The following is an 18062-nucleotide window of genomic DNA, read 5'->3' on the forward strand; positions in this document are numbered from 1 at the left end:
GATCCATGCACGTGTAGCAGTCCTTAACAGATTTACGGAATTAGGTCGCCCACTTACCCAAGTTACGCCTTAAATTTGGATCAATTAGGGGCGCTTTGCATTTCAAATCTTTGTGCAACAAAGCCGTATAAAAGTGTAATTCTATCTTTTTATCAAAAGTTAAAGTCATTAGTATAAGTTTGCTTCAATTTTTTAGAAAAGGTACAAAATGAAATATTTTTTAGGGGCAACATTACTTGCATTCGGTTTAATGGGATGTAACTCAAATTCGAATAATGAAGTGAGCCAAGAAAAAGTACAAAGTAATGCACCTGCAGAAACACAAGTTATTTATTTTAATGGCCCACAAGACTTAACCATTGAATTAAAATCTTCAGATAATTTTGAAACTGCAGAAATGGTAGATAATTCTGACACAGTGTATCATTTAAAACGTGCTGTATCTGGTAGCGGTATTTTACTGAGCAATGATGATGGTGTATCTATTCATTTTAAAGGTGGTGAAGGTGTACTTGAGTTAGTCAAAGATCAGCCTATTAATATTACTGAATTTAAAAAATAGATTTTTGCTGATCTACACTTAAAAACATCATTCATATTATTTATGATTGATAAATCATTCTATTTGTTATATTGATGATGCTTTTATTTATACAAGCAAGCTTTAAAATAAATACTGAATTAAAAAACCACCTTTTGAGCGATATGCCGAAAGGTGGTTTTTTCTATACTTTTTTAGGGCTTAAATTCTAAGAAAATTAGGTATCTGCTGTTGGAACAATACCTGCAACAGCACAGCCTTTGAAAACTTGATCGCCATAATCTAAGGTCACAGAAAATTCAGCCATTGTACCATCTGCATCTTTACACGGTGTCGAATTAATATTCACATTCACCGCTTTATTGTCATGTTGCCCCATAAACTCAACCCCTTTTGCATACGCTGAACGTTCAACTGGAATTTTAAAGTTTGGCAACGCTGTTCCTTCAACCTCAATCTGGTCGCCATCTACAAGTACACGCCATGATTGTGTTACACCATAAGCTGTAAATTGTTGGATTGGACCATCATTTACAACCTCAGAGGCTGCTGCGTCATTCGTGGTATTTTGCACAGCAGGCTGTTGAGTTTCTACTTTTTCAGCTGGATTTTCAGGTGCTTTAGATTGATTACATGCACTAAGTAATATTGCTGAACACACTACTGAAAGAACTAAATAATTTTTTTTCATGTTTGCTTCCTTCTAAGCGTAAAAACTACAAATGTATATTGATGCCAATTTGAAATCCGCGACCAGGTAATGGTGCAATATATTTCAATGGTAAATTTTGTGGGCGTGCCTCTTCATTTAATAAATTTGAGCCATGTAAGAAAAAGTCAAAACTGGCATTTTTTAATGCAACTTTCTTTTTAATAGACATATCTAACAACTGATAACTTGGTAAAGCAACCTCATCAAAAATATTTTACCTAAATATTTAGGCTGATCATAATAGGTACTCGTCACATTTACAGACCAATCTAACCAATCCCAAGTTAAGCTCGCCCCATAACGATTTGTTGGCATATTGGAAAAATACTGCCCTTCATTATTAGAGTCTGTATTGTCTGTATTTAATTGGGTCTTATTCTTCACTAAATCAGCGAAAGCTGAAACACTTAAATCACCGTATTTTTGTAGTGAAAATGTATGTGCTGCATCCACCTCAAAACCAGTAATTGTCGTATCTGTTTGCGTCCAATATTTTAACGGTAAACGATTACGCATCGACATTCCTGTATTGCGTAAATATAAATAATTATCAAAATTCATTTCATACACTGTGGTTTGTAAACGTGATGCAGAATTAGAAAAAATTGCCGTTAATTCTTTCGCTTTTAGTTTCTCAACTTTTAAATCTTGATTGCCTTCTTCTTGAGCTAAAACCGAATAATGCGGCTGACTACTATATAACTCATTAATTTCAGGTGCACGTTTAGCTGCACTATATTTTGCTTTTAATTCTAAATAATCTGTTAATCGAGTCCCCACACCAACAGAAAAACTGTTTAAATCAAAATCTCTATTTTCTAATGTTGTATTTTGTGCATTCCGTGCCAATTTAAAGCTTTGATCCTGAATTTTATGCTGCAATCGCTCGGCGCGATAACCTGCATCCAAGTAAAAACGATTAAAATCCAGCTTTTGTTGAATAAAATACGCAAAAGTTTCACTTTTGACATTCGGTAAATACTTTAAATCCCCTGCTCCTGTTACATCACTGTTAAAGTAAATCGTTCCTATTTCACCACTCAAGGTATAATTATTCAACAACTTCAATGGTGTTGTTGAATACTTAATTCAGCCTGTTGAGTATTAAATTGATACTGATTGGCATTTTCCGCCGCAATATATTCACCCGAACTATTATTGAGTTTTGCTGCTTTAACTTGTATCGACTCTACAAAATTTGCAGGCTGCTCCCATAGTGCATCTAGCGCAAAACGGTTCTGCTTGGTGTGTACACTAACTGGTAACAACTCAGTATAGCTACTTTGAAATGACTCATTTTCTAAAGAAAAACCCGGCACACCATATTGACTGCTTTTATGATCTGCACTGAAACCAATATAGCCTTGCTCCATAAAATAAGTTGTGCCAATCGCATAATGATCTTGTGTTGAGGCTGAATTGGCCAATTTTTTATAATAATTGGGTGTAACATCCTGGTTTATTTTTTGAATTGCTTCCTTACTCTCACCTGCAACATAGTCGGGATTTGGTGTATTGACATAATCTACATATCTGCCATTTACATACCAAGTTGATACAGGTTTATCGGTATATTTAGCCGACTCCTGACTATCATAATAATCTGATAAATTACTTGGATTTTGTTGAATATGTTCAAGCACATAATTATTTAAATAAGGTTGATAACGCGTATTAAATATTTTTTCGATACGAGTATCTTTTTGACACTGGCTGGCTAAACCTGTGTTTACCCCACCACGCTCACCAAATACTTGCGTTTCACACACAGCCGCCTTACTTGCGCCAGGAATATCATACACATCTATTTCCTGCTGCGAAAATTGCAACGTGGTTGCCCAGTTTTTTTGATTATTCAATTCTATACGCATGTCTTTTGCATCAAACTGATTGAATCCTTTACGCAAAACAACTTCCATATAATCTAATTTGTTGGCAATTTCTTTGGGTATTAAACCTGTATCAATATCAACACTCCCACCAATTGCCTGCCCACCATGTCTCACTACATCCGACCATTTATTTACAGTGATGTTTTGGCTGAATAAAGAATCAAACGGAATGGCTATATCACCACTCATGGTATTTAAACCTTGAATACTTAATCCATTTTCCATTACACCAACACGATGCCCGCTCAAACTACGAATGACTGGCGTACCTGCATGTGGCCCAAAAGCACTGCTTTGTACACCCGATAAATGCTTTAAAGCATCTCCCAAAGTATTTGCCGTTTGAATTTTTTCTTTTCCCACAACATGGTCTGAGTTTTCTTGTTGTGCCTGCAAGCTTATGATTTCAAGTACAGTTGTTTCAGCATGAGCTGTATGCATCATATAAAAAATGGATAAGCCGAGTAGCGTCAAACGCATTTAAAAATCCCCCAATACAATCTGTTGTTATGTTATAACATTTCTACAAAGTGGTGTGATTTTTTTATCAACGGTAAATTTTTTATGCATCTAAATGCTGAAAAACAAATCGAATTTTAATAGTTTTTTTATACAATTCGCCTTATTTTGATCTTTATAATAAAGGTCACTTTTGTACATAAAAATAATGACTTATCTTAATAAATACTGCGCTAGTCTAAATTTTAGACAAAAAAAATCCCACATGGGAATGTGGGAAAACTAAGAAACTACAGCTATGTTTCGTTCATTTATTTTATCGTCATCTGACCGACAAACAGTGGCATAAAATTACTTTTTTAAGTCTATTTTTCACCTTTAACATATCCCATTGGATCCGCATCGAAGTATACGATTTACACCTAGATTATTATTTCCGATCTAACTCTACTAGACCCTGTCTTGCTTCTGTAATGATCAGCTGAATTTCTTCATTTTGCTTTCTCTTTTGTTCAAAATACACATAAATGCCTAGAGAAAATCCCACAGCTAAAATGATCAGCGTCATCATGATAATTGCATTATGATTCATTATATTTAGCCCCTTTAAACTTCCTCACTATTGTGAGATGCAAGGACTATACACAGCAATAACAAAAATGCTCAATTCCAGTAAAGAAAATACACTGTTTTTTTTAATTTTATCTAAGAAAAACACTTTATTATTTAACAATATAATAAAAACCAAAATGTAACACGCATTCAAAAAATACGTTAAAATTCAATTATATTTTGTTCTATCTGTCATGATTATATTTTTAAGATATTTTAATTAATTTTCTCTCTATCTCAATTATCAGTCTGTTAAAATAAAAATTGATCTAAAAAACATAAGCTTATTTAAGCCATTACAGCCCGTTTGAAAAATGCTAATCTACAAAAATACCAACACAAATATGTGACGTAGTTAGCATTTTTAATCAATTCTTCAATTTTTTCTTGTAATGTGAAATACAATTTTTTGCATCCAGTGACTAAAAAAACACCAACTTCGATACGCTCCACTGATGCTCAATCATTCTGCTGTTATATTGAAGCTCTGACTAATCTAGATTGAAATGACTTTAAATCACCAAAACTCTGACAATGATGGTTTGATGCTCCTCATTTTCCTCAATCAGTTGTAAACGCTTTTGTTCTTTACTCACGACTTTAAAGCGCAAGTTTTGATATTCAATAATGCTTGGAATTTGGTCAAAATATTGTGCATCAGCATCAATTTCATCCTCAAATAATGATGTACCAAGTTGATAGTCCAAACTTTTTAAAACGATATATTTCACCGTTGTTTTCATCACAGCATCCTTTTTATTACTTTTTGCTTTACTTTTATTTGTATCACCGTTCATGCCACGATTAAACCTATAATTGTAAATTTTGCTGTATTTATAGGCAGTTAAATCGTGAACATTCTTATTTTAGCATTTCACTTTTTGATGTTTTTTCGCACAAGTCGACAAAATTCAGTACACTTGAGCAACTTATTCTATTCACTTGCAGATTTATCATGCTCAAACAATGCTGTGCCATACTTGAACAACGCCAACAGACTGTGGCTTTTATTGAAAGTGCCAGCTCAGGTTACTTATGTAGTCAGTTTTCTATTTATAAAAATAGCGGTGCCAATATTTTACTTGGTGGATTAGTCAGTTACGACCCAAGCATTAAACGTGAGATTTTGCATGTGAATAGTGACTTAATTGCCACCTATACCGCTGAATCCGCAGAAGTCACACAAGCCATGGCAGTTCAAGGCAAAAAACTATTTCAACATGCAGATTTTATTGTGGCATGCACAGGGTTACTGAAACCAGGCGGCAGTGCCACACCAGAAAAACCTGTAGGGACATTTTTTATCGCCATTCATTATCAGCAGCAAACTTTTCAGTACAAATATTTTTTAGATGGCAATCCATTACAACGACTAGAACAGCTCACTCTGTTAGTCGCTCAAGACCTGATTGATCTAATGCAAGATACAAACACTTGTACTGCACCCTGAAGTAAACCTATCTTTTTAAGTCTCTATAAAAATTCTCATGACTGCCCAATTTTAAAAGATAGAGTGTCATGATTTCGTCATCACTCACAGAGTAAGCCAGTAGCACAAGCTGTTTGTCCATTTTAAATTTATAAACAAATACTCCTGCTAAATCCCCCACTTTAGCTTCTCCGATATCAGGATTATTCCAAACGGTTATTACGGCATTATCAACATCTTTTTTCTGCTGCTTGGTTAGTTTTTTCACTGTCCGTTCAAATAGGGGAGTTTGTTGTATATTCATTGAACTCAACCAAAGCTATATGGTGTTGTATTCCCTGCTTTGACATGCGCCATACTAAGCAACAAATCTGCTATATCTTGAAAAGTTAAATCGGGATTGTCTTGTGCGATTTTTCCAATTTTAGCCCAGTACTCAATTTGTTTAGTTGCACTTCTACTTTCAGCCATCCCGTAAATCTTTGCTGATTCAACAATATCGCTGTCTATTTTAACTGCTACATGTGACATTGCTTTTTCCTCATATTAATTATGGAATAAATTTTAGCCAATCATGCAACCATTTACAACCTTAAGAAACAAAATACAACAACCTTCTTTTATGATCAAATATTTAAAAATGCGCTATCGTACGCCCGATCTTTTTTAATTCTCTAACGCTTCAATAATTACTCATTGTATTTTTGACTACCCTCATCCAAACCTCAAAAAAAATAAGGTTCCATTGCTTAACAATGAAACCTTATCTTCAGCCTAAACTGCTGCATCACATGATGTTCATGCACGGTACAGCTTTTTAGACAACCAATTAAGCAGCCGAACGCTCTGCAATTGGTACAACTTTACGCAATTCTGGGCCTGTATAATCTGCACTTGGGCGGATAATACGGTTATCTGCACGCTGTTCCATCACGTGTGCTGCCCAACCTGTTACACGGCTCATCACAAAGATTGGTGTAAATAGTTTGGTCGCAATACCCATAAAGTGATACGCAGACGCATGGAAGAAGTCAGCATTACAGAATAATTTCTTCTCACGCCACATCACTTCTTCACAACGCACCGATACAGGATAAAGTACTGTATCACCTACATCTTGCGCTAAACGCTCAGACCAGATTTTGATGATGCCGTTACGTGGATCATTGTCTTTATAAATCGCATGACCAAAGCCCATGATCTTTTCTTTACGTTCCAACTTGCCTAGCATTTCACGTTCAGCTTCTTCTGGCGATGTCCAATTTTCAATCATTTCCATCGCTGCTTCATTCGCGCCACCGTGTAATGGGCCACGTAATGAACCAATCGCGCCTGTAATACATGAATGCATGTCAGACAAAGTTGATGCGCAAACACGTGCTGTAAATGTTGATGCGTTGAACTCATGCTCTGCATACAAAATTAATGACACATTCATGACTTGTTCATGCAATTCATTTGGTTTTTCACCACGTAATAAATGCAGGAATTGTGCGCCAATTGAATCATCATCCGTATTTTCTTCAATACGCACGCCATCGTGGCTATAACGATACCAGTAGCAAATAATAGCTGGCAAAGTCGCCAAGATGCGGTCTGCTACATCTTGTTGCTGTTCAAATGACTGTTCGGTTTCTAAGTTACCTAGCATTGAAACACCTGTACGCATCACATCCATTGGGTGTGAATCTGCAGGAATACGCTCAAGCACTTCTTTGAGTGCTTGAGGCAATGCACGTAAAGATTTCAATTTTGCTTTATAGGCAGCCAATTGCTCTGAAGTCGGCAATTCACCAAAGAAAATCAAGTATGCAACTTCTTCAAACTGACAGTTTTCTGCCAAGTCTTGCACATCATAACCACGGTAAGTTAAGCCTGCGCCACTTTTACCAACAGTTGAGAGTGAGGTTTTACCTGCCACTTGTCCACGCAATCCTGCGCCTGTGAGTACTTTTCCTTCAGCCATTTTTTTAATTCTCCTGTTTGAACAGCTTGTCTAATGTATTTTCAAAAGTATGATAATCAAGGAATTCGTATAATTCTTTACGTTGTTGCATTTTGTCTAAGACATTCACTTGCGTGCCATCTTTACGAATGGATTGCATCACTTCAAGTGCTGCTTTTTGCATAGCACGAGTTGGTGAAAGTGGATACAACACCATGCGAATGCCCTGCTCAGCCAATTCTTCAGTGGTGTAATAAGGGGTATCACCAAACTCGGTAATGTTTGCCAATACAGGTACACCTACGGCATCACATACAGTTTTATACATGGTAATATCAGTCATAGCTTCTGCAAAAATTGCATCTGCACCCGCTTCCACACATGCGCAAGCACGGTCAATAACCGCCTGTAAACCTTCTTTTTGCAAGGCATCAGTACGTGCCATGACTACAAAGTTTGAATCGGTTTTCGCATCAACAGCCGCTTTAATACGATCAACCATTTCTTGCTGGGTTACAATTTCTTTGTTTGGACGATGTCCACAACGCTTTTGTGCAACCTGATCTTCAATATGAACTGCAGCAGCACCCGCAGCAATCATTTGTTTAATACTGCGGGCAATATTGAATGCACCGCCCCAACCTGTGTCAATATCCACCAATAATGGTGTATCAACACGCTCAGTAATACGACGTACATCTTCCAAGACGTTGTCTAAACTGGTCATGCCCAAGTCAGGTAAACCGTAAGAATAGTTGGCAACACCTGCACCAGATAAATAAATGGCTTTATAGCCCACTTGTTTTGCCATCATGGCAGCATAAGCATTTACCGTGCCGATAATTTGTAATGGCTTTTCGACTTCCAAGGCTTGTCTGAATCTTAAGCCCGCAGATGTTTGTTCTGTCATCTTCCTTTCCGCTTTTCTTACTATATTTTTCGAGATTCGAGTATATCGAGAATGCGAGATCACGCCATGGCTTTTTAGAATCTATACTCTAAAACTTTAGTCAAATAATTTTCAAATTTATTGCACAATAAATTTTCGTGATGTTGGTTATTCTTTATTTTTGATAAACACAGCTTTTTAGTACACTAAATAAGCAAAATTTAAACTATTTTCTAAAAATATGGCTTTTTCAGCTCAAATCATGCCATGTGCAAGTACACTTCGACACAGCACGCTGTACATATATTTGTTATAATGACAATCTCCCTTCTATTTAATTGATGATTTTTTACTCAATATGCACGAACTCGCCCATTTCGCTCCTTTAGGTAAAGATATACCACCAACCAAGCGTGGTCATGAGCGATGTGTAGCGTTATTAGTCAGTGCAACTGAGCTATTTTTAGAGTGTGGTTACGATGCCGTATCCTTAGATGATATTGTGCAACACGCAGGCGGTTCTAAAGCGTCGATCTATAAATACTTTGGCAATAAAGAAGGGTTATTCAAAGCTATTTGTGATTATCGCCGTGATAAATTTTTTCAGGATATTCACATTCCCTTTGAACAAATTGATTCAAATTTACGTGGTTATTTGATTCAAACCTTATTGAATTTTTATCATCATATTTTGGAACCAGAAAATGCAGCCTTTATGCGTCTGGTATTAGAGCAAAGTCAGCGCAATCCTGATATTGCCTTACACATACATGAGCGCGGCCCTTTGCATGTGCAACTTTGTATTGCCAAAGTATTGGAACATGCCAGTCAGCAAGGTTTAATTTGCTGTGAACAGCCTATTTATTCTGCACAACTGTATTTCGGTATTTTAAGAAATTTTGAATGGCGTATCATCATGGGTATTCCAAAACAAGAAACAGAACAAGAAACAACCAATTATGTAAGTTATTGTGTAGATCGCTTTCTAGACGCTCATCAAAAAGCTTAGTTTTTTGCAATTTCTGCATCCTATAGTATATTAGCCGATTCCCTTTTTCACTTAACCAACCAACAACTAATTGTTGTTTTTTCTCATTCAGCAATTATTGTGGAGTAACGAATGGCTCTACGTCACTTTCTAACATTACGCGATTTATCGACTTTAGAACTGAATCAAATTTTGCAACGCGCCATTGAGCTTAAGCGTAAACAGCATAACAATGAAGTTTTCCAGCCTTTTCCTGGCAAAGTCATGGGTATGATTTTTGAAAAATCCAGCACCCGAACCCGTGTATCGTTTGAAGCTGGCATGAGTCAGTTTGGTGGTAGCGCGATCTTCTTATCATCACGTGACACACAATTAGGTCGCGGTGAGCCAATTGAAGATTCTGCACGCGTCATTTCAAGTATGCTTGACATTGTGATGATTCGTACCTTTGGTCACGACATTGTAGAACGCTTTGCTTCTTACTCTAAAGTTCCTGTGATCAATGCCTTAACTGACGATCATCACCCATGCCAACTCCTTGCAGACATGCAAACCTATGTTGAACACCGTGGTTCAATTGAAGGTAAAACTGTGGCGTGGATTGGTGATGGCAACAATATGTGTAACTCATATATTGAAGCAGCACACATGTGGGGCTTTAATTTAAAAATTGCGACACCGAAAGGTTATGAGCCAGAACAGCGCTTCCTGTCTGAATTTGCACACTGCGTAGAATTGGTCGATTCTGCTGAGGATGCAGCAGTGAATGCTGATCTGATTGTGACCGATGTTTGGGCAAGCATGGGACAGGAAGAAGAACAAAAAATTCGTGAAAAAGCGTTTGCAGACTATCAAGTGAATGAACGCCTGATGGATTTAGCACATCCTGATTGTTTATTTATGCACTGCTTACCTGCGCACCGTGGTGAAGAAATTTCTGAAAATATGCTCGATCACAAAAATGCTGTAGTGTGGGATGAAGCAGAAAATCGCTTACATGCTCAAAAAGCATTGGTTGAGTTTTTATTGAATGAAAATCTTAAAAAAGACTAAGCTTTAAAACCCGTCTTAAATATTCGCAAAACTTTGATGAGTTTTGTTACAAACAGCACCAAAAGGTGCTGTTTTTTTATTTGGCTCGCTATAATCTTGAGTTATGGTCTATTTTTCTAAAATTTCTAAAAGAGCCTAGATAAACAATATGATTGATAAAACACTTGCCACAATTACGCTGTGCACTACTACACTGATCGCGAGTGCTTCACTCTATGCCAAAGCCAGTGAATTAGATCAATATTTAGTCCAACAAAAGATTCTAAGTGCAGATTATAAAATTCAAAATATCGTCGCTTTAAATGAAATTTTAGATGTCATTAGTGATGAAGATTCTCGTACTATGCCTTATCAGGTCGATCAAAATACAGTGATTGAACAAAGTACGGCGACAGACAAACAAATCAATATTCGTGGCATGATTATTTCACCTGACTTCACGCAGTTTGTAGAAAGTACGGGTTATAACAATGTCAAAAATATGATTAAACAAAACTTAATTCATAATTGTGAATCTATTTTTGAGCATCAGTTCCAACGGGTAAATCCCTATGTATTGAACTTAAAACTCAGTGCAGAAAAAACCCAGTTTAATGTGCAATTGGCAAATAGCGAGTGCCAATTTAAAGCAGACTGAACTGTATTTAAAACTAAAACAACCTCAGCTTTAAGATTTAATGCCTAAGGTTTAATGCGTAAACCCAAATATAACCTAACGTATTAAACCTTGCGGTTGTAAAATAATGATCAATGCGCCTAAAACTACTATCATTCCACCGAACATATCCCAACGTGTTAAATTGACTTGATCTACATACTTTAACCAAATCAAGGCTGTACAAATATAAATACCACCATAAGCCGCATAAATTCGCCCCGATGCCGCAGGATGTAGAGTCAATAACCACACAAAAGCCGCTAAGGCTAAAATTGTTGGCAGCCATAACCACTGTGATTTCCCCTGATTTAAAATCAAATAAGGAAAATAACAGCCTAATATTTCCATAACTGCCGTAACAAAAAACAAGAACGTTGTGCTGGCAATTTTAGTGATCTGAAAATCCATAAATCCTGTGTGGTCTCTCTTTTAGCAGTAACGATTCAAGTTCACGCATCTGCGAATTCATAAAAAATAACCCATGTTCAACATGGGTTATTTTCAAAATTCAAATAAGGATTGATTAGGCTAGTTCAGCCGTTTGATCTTCAAAGACTTCAAGTTTCAAACCGACTGCCTTACCGTTCTCTTTCTTCACAGAAACAGCCACATTACCGCCCTGTTCTGCAAGTTCACCAAACAGAATCATTTCTGCCAATGGCTTTTTCAAGTGTTCCTGAATCAGACGTTGCATTGGACGTGCGCCCATTAAGCGATCATATCCATGCTCAGCCATCCATTCACGCGCATCTTGATCAACCTCAAGAATGACTTTTTTATCATCCAACTGCGCTTGTAATTCAGTCAAGAATTTATCCACTACATTTTCAATTACTGTAGTAGGTAAAGCTTTAAATTGAATGACCCCATCCAAACGGTTACGGAACTCAGGTGAGAAGGCTTTTTTCATCGCTTCTTGGTTGTCATTACTGTTGTCTTGATCCATGAAACCAATGCTCACGCGGGAAATACTTTCCGCACCAATATTAGTGGTCAGAACCAAAATCACATTACGGAAGTCTGATTTACGACCATTATTATCGGTCAATGAACCATGATCCATAATTTGCAGCAATAGGTTAAATACATCAGGATGCGCTTTTTCAATTTCATCCAACAACAACACACAATGCGGATTTTTATGAATCGCATCGGTGAGTAAGCCTCCCTGATCAAAACCGACATAGCCTGGAGGTGCACCAATTAAACGTGAAACGGCATGGCGCTCCATGTACTCAGACATATCAAAGCGAACCAATTCCACACCCAACAGTTTTGCCAACTGCTTGGTAACTTCGGTTTTACCAACGCCTGTCGGGCCAGCAAATACAAAACTACCCACTGGTTTGTCTGGTGTTTTTAAACCAGCACGTGACAGTTTAATTGCTGATGCTAACGCTTCAATAGCTTCATCTTGACCAAAGACCACACGTTTTAAATCACGCTCAAGATGTTCAAGTACAGTCTTGTCATCTTTCGATACGGTTTTAGGTGGAATACGTGCAATTTTAGAGACGATATCTTCAATGTTTTCTACTGTGATTAAAGTATCATCTTGCTCAGCTCTTAAACGGCGCTGCGCACCTGCTTCATCAATCACATCAATAGCTTTGTCTGGCAAGAAACGGTCATTGATAAATTTGGCCGATAACTCTACCGCAGACACCAATGCTTTATCATCATATTTAACATGGTGAAATTCTTCAAATTTCGATTTTAAACCACGTAAAATATCAATCGTTTCTGAAATTGAAGGCTCATTCACATCAATTTTTTGGAAACGGCGTGAAAGTGCATGGTCTTTTTCAAATACCTGACGATATTCTTGGAATGTCGTCGAGCCAATGCAACGCAAAGTACCATTTGCCAACGCAGGTTTAATTAAATTTGATGCATCCATAGTGCTGCCCATGCTTGAGCCTGCACCAATAATCATGTGGATTTCGTCAATAAATAAAATGGCATCAGGTTTCTTTTTCAAGGCATTTAACAGTTGTTTTAAACGCTTTTCAAAGTCACCACGGTATTTTGTACCCGCTACCAACGCACCGATATCCAAACTATATACTTCGGCATTTTCGAGTGGTTTTGGCGCTTTACCATTCACAATCAGCCACGCCAGACCTTCGGCAATAGAGGTTTTACCCACGCCTGGATCACCCACCAACAATGGGTTGTTCTTACGACGACGGCATAGAATTTGTGCAGCACGCTCAATTTCTTTTTCACGCCCAATTAACGGATCGGTTTTACCCTTTTGCGCTTCAGTATTCAAATTTAGCGTGTAAAGCTCTAACGGGCCAGCATTGGCAGAGCTTGAACTTTCGCTATCTAATTCTTCAACCTCTTCTTCCGCTTGCGTTTCGTCTTTACGTGTACCGTGCGATAAGTATTGCGTTAAGGTCAAACGGTTAATTTGATGACGCTTGAGTAGATACACGGCAAATGAATCACGTTCAGAGTACATTGCCACTAAAATATCTGCGCCTTCAACCGTACGGTCACCACCGCTAGATTGCACATGGAAAATACCACGCTGCAAAATGCGATCAAAACTTTCGGTCGGGTGCGGCGCCTGATCGTTATTTTCAGCAAGTTTAGGGGTATGTTGTTCTACATATTCTTCGAGTTCTTTACGCAGCACAATAACATCTGCACCACACGCCTTGAGTGCATTGACTGCCGAATCATTGTCTAATAAAGCCAATAATAAATGTTCAACCGTTAGAAACTCGTGTCTCTTTTGACGAGCCATGCTAACAGCCAAACGTAGTGATACTTCTAATTGACGACTGAGCATGTAACCCCCTTAATCTTTAGGCTCAATCTGACAAAGTAATGGATGACCTTGTGATCGAGCGTAATTATTGACTTGGTTCGCTTTCGTTTCCGCAATATCCCGCGGATAGACCCCTGCGACACCTTTTCCTTCATAGTGTACAGTTAGCATTACTTGAGTCGCTTGGTCAAGATTCATTGCAAAATATTGTTGTAAAATTTCAATTACAAAGTCCATTGGGGTGTAATCATCGTTCATTAAAACGACAACATATAAAGGTGGGCGTTTTAATTGTGGCGGCGCAGTTTGTACCGCAATATCACCATCATCTTCATGTCCTGCATCATCCACACTTAAACGCGGGGTTAAATGCCAATCGACATAGCCAGATTGATGAAAAGTGGTTTTAATTTCATTTAAACAGATGGATCTTTTTTGGGTTCGCATAAGTTTTACATATCACACATTATTGAGCGCTAGCTTCTGCTTGTGGAATTTCAGAAATAAAGGCAGAATCTGCCTCCACGGCTTTGCCTTTGCTCCAACTGAAGCGTTTAATCACAGGAGTTGCGCCATTTAAACGGACTTCAATAAAGTCTGGATTAAAGCCTTTAGGCATGCTCCAGCGCCCTGTTAAACGCTCATAATTATCAAAATTAAAATTGCTGTCTTCCATCGGAACAACCAGCACTTCTGTGCCTTGAATTAAACGCAGTTCTACCGTACCACTTGCACGTCGCTTGTTTGGACTCACTTGTACCAAATCGACCTGATATTCATAAGCATTGTCTGGTAATGGTTTCACCCCAAGATTTTGCACGGTCAGGCTTAAACCACCACGTTGACGCAAAACTTCACGATAAATCGCACTCATGCCTTCAGTACGTTGCTTATCTTCAGTTGCTTGAGTGAAAGCTTGATACAAATCATTGGAGTTACTGACCGCAACATCGCGTTCTTGAACCGCAGCATTTAAGCTCTTATTCAGACTTTCCAAACGCGTTTTTTGTTCTTGCACCACTTCAATCAGTTGTTCTGCATCGGCATCGTAACCAACCACAGTTAAGCCCTGACGATGCCCGACTGAATAGCCCAAAAAGCCACTACCTAAAATTAAAATGGCAGCACCAATTGCCAAAGGCGCATTGCTTTCAAGAAATGGCTTTTTTTCTGGCGGTGTAGATGAGGGTGTCATGCTTGAATTCGACTGTGACGTGGTTTCTGTATCGGTGTTATGCATCGTCATCTCTTGTTTTGATTCATTCAAAACACACATTTAAATCGAAATCTAAATGTGTGTGAAGTTGAAAAACGTGTTCTTATGGTAATAAACCAATCACCTCAAGTCCTGCATGTTCTGCAAAACCAAACATGAGGTTCATATTTTGTACTGCTTGCCCTGCTGCACCTTTCACCAAGTTATCTTGTGCCACCAAAAGTACTAATTTTTTCGGTTGTGGCTTATACAATGCGATACGCAACTGGTTAGCGCCACGTACTGAGCGTGTTTCTGGTGAACTGTTGGCTGGCATGACATCTACAAACTGTTCATTGGCATAAAACTGCTCATACAGGCTTTGTAAATCTGCTGCATCACCTGCATCAGTTAAATCTACATAAATGGTGCTGAGCATACCGCGAATCATAGGTACTAAATGCGGTACAAACACAATGTGATTAAACACATCTTTTTGACCCGAAATATTTTCCAATGCTTCTACAATTTCTGGATGATGACGATGCCCCGCAACGCCATAAGCCTTAAAGTTGTCGGCATTTTCAGAGTAAATCATGCCCAAACTGGCTTTACGCCCTGCACCAGATACACCCGATTTTGCATCAATAATAATACTTTCAGGTTTCACTAAAGCTTCAGCTTGTTTAAATAATGGCGCTAAACCAAGTTGCACTGTGGTTGGATAACACCCTGGGTTACCAATCACCTGTGCGTGTTTAATTTGCTCACGGTTGAGTTCAGACAAGCCATAAACTGAATCTTTTAAAATGTCTGGGCAAGCATGTTGCATGCCATACCATTTTTCAAACTGTGCTAAATCTTGCAAACGGAAATCTGCTGCTAAATCGACCACTTTGGTGTTGGCTGCAACAAGCTCCGCAGCATGTTGCATTGCAACGCCGTGCGGTGTAGCAAAGAACACCACATCACACTGTTTTAATTCTTCGATGTTTAAATCTGAGTAGCACAGGTCTGTGTGTCCACGCAGGCTTGGGAACATATCATCTACACGGCGACCCGCTTCTGTACGTGAAGTCAGTACATTTACTTTCACATTTGGGTGTCGTAGCAAAAGACGCAATAATTCAACGCCTGTATAACCTGTACCACCGACAATACCAACTGAAATCACGTGCATTACCTCAATTCAAAAGCATGTTTAAGCTAACGCTATAGTATGACAGGAAGTTTTGGTTTTCTGAACTGTTTTACTAGGGTTTTGGGGCTTTTCTTTATTCTGTTGATTTTATAAAAGATGATTTGGATTGTAGTCAATACGTGCAACACCTTTGCATTGTAGTCTTATCATGTGGGTGTTGGCTTTTTTATTGATACCACCACCAAGGCAAAGACGTTGTTTTTAACTGCTTGCGATGCTGCAAATAGTGCGCATCATGCCGTTGTACTTCAACCCAAAATGCAGGACTATGATCAAAATGTCGTGTATGCGCCAACTCATGCACAGCAACATATCGCACAATTTGTTCAGGAAACAACACCAAGGCGCTATTGAGCATAATATGCTGTTGCGTACTGCAACTGCCCCAACGGGTTTTCGGTTGACGAATTGCGCACTGTTTAAATGGCAAAGCAATTTCATGACTGACTGTTTGCAAATATATCGGCAACATTTGTTTGGCATAAGCAATAACAAAGGCTTTTAAATATGCCGCAGGTTGGCGGTCACTAACCCATAGGCAATGCTGTTTTAAATCTAAAATAAAACTGTGTTTTTGTGTTTGATAATGAATATTTAAAGGCTTAGCCAAATTAAAAAGTGATAACTGATTTGGCAATTCACGCTGCACAAGTCCTTGCTGCGCCTGCTGTTTATGCCAAGTTTCAATCATCCACTGTTCAGATTGCTGCAAAAAATCCTGAATTTGTCGCTGAGTACAATATTTCGGTACAGTTAAGCGAATTTGATGCGGCTCGACACGCAAACGTAAACGTGTTGCTTTTGCATGTGGTGTGATTTGAATTTCAGGTAAGTCGGATAATGTCATTGTTGTTCTTTTATTAAATCCTCCCCGACCCCTCCTTTAATAAAGGAGGAAGAAAAGTTCCCCATTAAAAACAAGGGACTTGGGAGACGAATTAAACCGCAGTACGTTCTTCAATGCCGTTATTGGTCGCTACAATTGCAATATCTGCTTTATTGATGGCAAAAATACCATTGGTCACAACACCCGGAATATCATTCAAGGTTTTTTCTAATTCCAACGCATTTAAAATATTTAAATTATAAATATCTAAAATCACGTTACCGTTATCAGTTACCACACCTTCACGGTAAGCAGGATCGCCACCTAAAGCCACAATTTTACGTGCTACCGCAGAACGAGCCATTGGAATGACCTCGATTGGCAATGCAAACTCACGTCCTAACTGCTCTACCCATTTTGAATCATCGACAATACAGATAAACTTACGTGCAATAGAAGCCACAATTTTTTCACGGGTCAACGCTGCGCCGCCGCCTTTAATCATGTGCATGTGACGGTCAATTTCATCTGCACCATCAACATAAGCATCTAAACTGCCCACAGAGTTCATATCGACCACTTCAATACCAAGTTTCTTTAAGCGCTCCGCAGTCGCTTCAGAACTTGCCACAGCTGCTTCTAATTGTAATTCAGGCAATAAATCAATCAGGAAATTGACTGTACTGCCTGTACCTACCCCCAAAATCCCGCCTTTAGGCAAATGTTTTAATGCTGCTTTGGCAGCCGCTTGCTTCTTTTCATCTTGGGTAGCATACAGACTCATGACTTCACTCAACTATTTTTGACATTTGTTGCCGATTTTACAGCGCAAATGTGCAGGGGTTTGTTACAATAACCCCCTATTTTAAACTGTTAGATGGAA

General features: G+C 38.3%; 19 protein-coding genes and 1 pseudogene. 5 read left to right on the forward strand and 15 right to left on the reverse strand.

All coding sequences use genetic code 11. From position 1 onward, the window contains the following. Positions 1-208: 208 nt before the first annotated feature. The gene (locus FTT91_RS08020) at positions 209-562 is read left to right on the forward strand and encodes a hypothetical protein (RefSeq protein WP_096901594.1); all 354 of its coding nucleotides are present in this window, start codon (positions 209-211) and stop codon (positions 560-562) included. A gap of 196 nt (positions 563-758) precedes the next feature. On the opposite strand, the gene FTT91_RS08025 is transcribed toward FTT91_RS08020, so the two are convergent. From FTT91_RS08025 to FTT91_RS08040, 4 genes and pseudogenes are all read right to left on the reverse strand, one after another. Continuing rightward, the gene (locus FTT91_RS08025; RefSeq protein ID WP_180060069.1) at positions 759-1232 is read right to left on the reverse strand and encodes a hypothetical protein; all 474 of its coding nucleotides are present in this window, start codon (positions 1230-1232) and stop codon (positions 759-761) included. 25 nt (positions 1233-1257) lie between these two features. Next, positions 1258-3625: pseudogene (locus FTT91_RS14885) on the reverse strand (TonB-dependent receptor domain-containing protein). Positions 3626-4034: 409 nt separating this feature from the next. Further along, a complete protein-coding gene (locus FTT91_RS08035; RefSeq protein WP_004973471.1) occupies positions 4035-4196 on the reverse strand; it encodes a hypothetical protein in 162 nt (53 codons plus the stop codon). Positions 4197-4728: 532 nt separating this feature from the next. Continuing rightward, entirely contained in the window at positions 4729-4959 is a 231-nt protein-coding gene (locus FTT91_RS08040) for a hypothetical protein (RefSeq protein WP_026438431.1), read from the reverse strand. Between the two features lie 212 nt (positions 4960-5171). Between FTT91_RS08040 and FTT91_RS08045 the strand changes: the two genes are divergently transcribed. Next, the gene (locus FTT91_RS08045; protein WP_096901591.1) at positions 5172-5666 is read left to right on the forward strand and encodes a CinA family protein; all 495 of its coding nucleotides are present in this window, start codon (positions 5172-5174) and stop codon (positions 5664-5666) included. Between the two features lie 7 nt (positions 5667-5673). Here FTT91_RS08045 and FTT91_RS08050 read toward each other — a convergent pair whose 3' ends face one another. The 4 genes from FTT91_RS08050 to prpB all read right to left on the reverse strand — a co-directional run bounded on the left by FTT91_RS08050 (position 5674) and on the right by prpB (position 8500). Next, a complete protein-coding gene (locus tag FTT91_RS08050; RefSeq protein ID WP_004973465.1) occupies positions 5674-5949 on the reverse strand; it encodes a type II toxin-antitoxin system RelE/ParE family toxin in 276 nt (91 codons plus the stop codon). A 5-nt stretch (positions 5950-5954) separates the two neighbouring features. Next, positions 5955-6176 carry a hypothetical protein gene (locus tag FTT91_RS08055; RefSeq protein WP_004973462.1) on the reverse strand — a complete coding sequence of 74 codons (222 nt, stop codon included), beginning with the start codon at positions 6174-6176 and terminating at the stop codon, positions 5955-5957. 298 nt (positions 6177-6474) lie between these two features. After that, positions 6475-7611: a 2-methylcitrate synthase gene (gene prpC, locus FTT91_RS08060; protein WP_004973461.1), complete on the reverse strand. Its 1137-nt coding sequence runs from the start codon at positions 7609-7611 to the stop codon at positions 6475-6477. A 4-nt stretch (positions 7612-7615) separates the two neighbouring features. Further along, entirely contained in the window at positions 7616-8500 is an 885-nt protein-coding gene (gene prpB / locus FTT91_RS08065) for a methylisocitrate lyase (protein WP_004973459.1), read from the reverse strand. 337 nt (positions 8501-8837) lie between these two features. Here prpB and FTT91_RS08070 point away from each other — a divergent pair, with 337 nt between their 5' ends. The 3 genes from FTT91_RS08070 to FTT91_RS08080 all read left to right on the forward strand — a co-directional run bounded on the left by FTT91_RS08070 (position 8838) and on the right by FTT91_RS08080 (position 11157). Continuing rightward, entirely contained in the window at positions 8838-9488 is a 651-nt protein-coding gene (locus tag FTT91_RS08070) for a TetR/AcrR family transcriptional regulator (protein ID WP_180169240.1), read from the forward strand. A 111-nt stretch (positions 9489-9599) separates the two neighbouring features. Further along, positions 9600-10520: an ornithine carbamoyltransferase gene (gene argF / locus FTT91_RS08075; RefSeq protein ID WP_004973455.1), complete on the forward strand. Its 921-nt coding sequence runs from the start codon at positions 9600-9602 to the stop codon at positions 10518-10520. A 148-nt stretch (positions 10521-10668) separates the two neighbouring features. Next, positions 10669-11157: a hypothetical protein gene (locus tag FTT91_RS08080; RefSeq protein ID WP_004973445.1), complete on the forward strand. Its 489-nt coding sequence runs from the start codon at positions 10669-10671 to the stop codon at positions 11155-11157. A gap of 75 nt (positions 11158-11232) precedes the next feature. Here the strand turns inward: FTT91_RS08080 and FTT91_RS08085 are convergent, their stop codons facing one another. From FTT91_RS08085 to rpiA, 7 genes are all read right to left on the reverse strand, one after another. After that, positions 11233-11586: a YnfA family protein gene (locus FTT91_RS08085; protein WP_004973443.1), complete on the reverse strand. Its 354-nt coding sequence runs from the start codon at positions 11584-11586 to the stop codon at positions 11233-11235. Between the two features lie 115 nt (positions 11587-11701). Continuing rightward, positions 11702-13978, reverse strand: coding sequence for an ATP-dependent Clp protease ATP-binding subunit ClpA (gene clpA / locus FTT91_RS08090; RefSeq protein WP_180169241.1), 2277 nt, complete (start codon positions 13976-13978; stop codon positions 11702-11704). Between the two features lie 9 nt (positions 13979-13987). Next, positions 13988-14404 (reverse strand): ATP-dependent Clp protease adapter ClpS, encoded by a 417-nt coding sequence (gene clpS, locus FTT91_RS08095; RefSeq protein WP_004973438.1) that lies wholly within the window; start codon positions 14402-14404, stop codon positions 13988-13990. Positions 14405-14423: 19 nt separating this feature from the next. Next, the gene (locus FTT91_RS08100; protein ID WP_180169242.1) at positions 14424-15197 is read right to left on the reverse strand and encodes a DUF6776 family protein; all 774 of its coding nucleotides are present in this window, start codon (positions 15195-15197) and stop codon (positions 14424-14426) included. A 79-nt stretch (positions 15198-15276) separates the two neighbouring features. Further along, entirely contained in the window at positions 15277-16332 is a 1056-nt protein-coding gene (gene argC / locus FTT91_RS08105; RefSeq protein ID WP_178867407.1) for an N-acetyl-gamma-glutamyl-phosphate reductase, read from the reverse strand. Between the two features lie 187 nt (positions 16333-16519). Further along, positions 16520-17200 (reverse strand): M48 family metallopeptidase, encoded by a 681-nt coding sequence (locus FTT91_RS08110; protein WP_180169243.1) that lies wholly within the window; start codon positions 17198-17200, stop codon positions 16520-16522. 91 nt (positions 17201-17291) lie between these two features. Beyond that, positions 17292-17963, reverse strand: coding sequence for a ribose-5-phosphate isomerase RpiA (gene rpiA, locus FTT91_RS08115; protein ID WP_179995374.1), 672 nt, complete (start codon positions 17961-17963; stop codon positions 17292-17294). Positions 17964-18062 lie beyond the last annotated feature (99 nt).

Origin of the sequence: Acinetobacter sp. YH12021 (assembly GCF_013420145.1) — a bacterium.
Taxonomy (GTDB): Bacteria; Pseudomonadota; Gammaproteobacteria; order Pseudomonadales; family Moraxellaceae; genus Acinetobacter; species Acinetobacter towneri.

What these genes read in the sequence shown, in the direction of transcription:
- prpC (WP_004973461.1), bottom strand. Translation starts at nt 7,611, where the DNA reads ATGGCTGAAGGAAAAGTACTCACAGGCGCAGGATTGCGTGGACAAGTG.
- clpS (WP_004973438.1), bottom strand. Translation starts at nt 14,404, where the DNA reads ATGCGAACCCAAAAAAGATCCATCTGTTTAAATGAAATTAAAACCACT.
- FTT91_RS08020 (WP_096901594.1), top strand. Translation starts at nt 209, where the DNA reads ATGAAATATTTTTTAGGGGCAACATTACTTGCATTCGGTTTAATGGGA.
- FTT91_RS08035 (WP_004973471.1), bottom strand. Translation starts at nt 4,196, where the DNA reads ATGAATCATAATGCAATTATCATGATGACGCTGATCATTTTAGCTGTG.
- argC (WP_178867407.1), bottom strand. Translation starts at nt 16,332, where the DNA reads ATGCACGTGATTTCAGTTGGTATTGTCGGTGGTACAGGTTATACAGGC.
- FTT91_RS08025 (WP_180060069.1), bottom strand. Translation starts at nt 1,232, where the DNA reads ATGAAAAAAAATTATTTAGTTCTTTCAGTAGTGTGTTCAGCAATATTA.
- FTT91_RS08045 (WP_096901591.1), top strand. Translation starts at nt 5,172, where the DNA reads ATGCTCAAACAATGCTGTGCCATACTTGAACAACGCCAACAGACTGTG.
- argF (WP_004973455.1), top strand. Translation starts at nt 9,600, where the DNA reads ATGGCTCTACGTCACTTTCTAACATTACGCGATTTATCGACTTTAGAA.
- FTT91_RS08070 (WP_180169240.1), top strand. Translation starts at nt 8,838, where the DNA reads ATGCACGAACTCGCCCATTTCGCTCCTTTAGGTAAAGATATACCACCA.
- FTT91_RS08080 (WP_004973445.1), top strand. Translation starts at nt 10,669, where the DNA reads ATGATTGATAAAACACTTGCCACAATTACGCTGTGCACTACTACACTG.
- FTT91_RS08110 (WP_180169243.1), bottom strand. Translation starts at nt 17,200, where the DNA reads ATGACATTATCCGACTTACCTGAAATTCAAATCACACCACATGCAAAA.
- FTT91_RS08085 (WP_004973443.1), bottom strand. Translation starts at nt 11,586, where the DNA reads ATGGATTTTCAGATCACTAAAATTGCCAGCACAACGTTCTTGTTTTTT.
- rpiA (WP_179995374.1), bottom strand. Translation starts at nt 17,963, where the DNA reads ATGAGTCTGTATGCTACCCAAGATGAAAAGAAGCAAGCGGCTGCCAAA.
- FTT91_RS08040 (WP_026438431.1), bottom strand. Translation starts at nt 4,959, where the DNA reads ATGAAAACAACGGTGAAATATATCGTTTTAAAAAGTTTGGACTATCAA.
- FTT91_RS08050 (WP_004973465.1), bottom strand. Translation starts at nt 5,949, where the DNA reads ATGAATATACAACAAACTCCCCTATTTGAACGGACAGTGAAAAAACTA.
- prpB (WP_004973459.1), bottom strand. Translation starts at nt 8,500, where the DNA reads ATGACAGAACAAACATCTGCGGGCTTAAGATTCAGACAAGCCTTGGAA.
- FTT91_RS08100 (WP_180169242.1), bottom strand. Translation starts at nt 15,197, where the DNA reads ATGCATAACACCGATACAGAAACCACGTCACAGTCGAATTCAAGCATG.
- FTT91_RS08055 (WP_004973462.1), bottom strand. Translation starts at nt 6,176, where the DNA reads ATGTCACATGTAGCAGTTAAAATAGACAGCGATATTGTTGAATCAGCA.
- clpA (WP_180169241.1), bottom strand. Translation starts at nt 13,978, where the DNA reads ATGCTCAGTCGTCAATTAGAAGTATCACTACGTTTGGCTGTTAGCATG.